The sequence below is a fragment of the Protofrankia sp. CiP1_Cm_nod3 genome (genome assembly GCF_982290655.1).
Genome location: NZ_CEVIVD010000014.1, coordinates 54,669 through 55,130, shown reverse-complemented (window position 1 = coordinate 55,130; position 462 = coordinate 54,669). Strand labels below are relative to the sequence as shown.

Annotated in this window: 1 protein-coding gene; it reads right to left on the bottom strand. The window is 80.7% G+C overall.

Going from position 1 to position 462, the window contains the following annotated elements; translation table 11 throughout:
* A partial coding sequence (locus AC5LUJ_RS05250) for an acyl carrier protein (protein WP_493464555.1) occupies positions 1-462 on the bottom strand: 462 nt, incomplete at both ends.

Here is a 462-nt window from a genome sequence, read left to right as displayed (position 1 = left end):
CCCGCTGGGACGGGACGGCCGCGCTCCCGGCACCGCCGTGCGCGGCCGGTACGAGCAGGGTGCGCAGGTGCGCGGTCAGCGCCGCCGGGGTCGGATGGTCGAACAGCAGCGTGCTCGGCAGCCGCAGCCCGGCGGCCGCGCCGAGCCGGTTGCGGAACTCCACCGCGGTCAGTGAGTCGAACCCGGACGCGAGGAACCCGCGGTCGGCCTCGATCACCGCCGCGTCGGCGTGGCCGAGCACGGTCGCCGCGGTCGTGCGCACCAGGCCGAGCAGGATCCGCTCCCGCTCGTCCTCGGGGCGCCCGGCGAGCCGGTCGGCCAGCGACCCGCCCGCTCCCGTCCGCGTGCCACCGCCGCCTGTACCGTCCGGGCCGGCCGGCCCGCCATGGCCGCCGCCGGCACCGGCGGCGCGGCGGACGGCCGCGCGGGACCGGCCGCGCAGCACCGCCGGCCGGTCCTCGT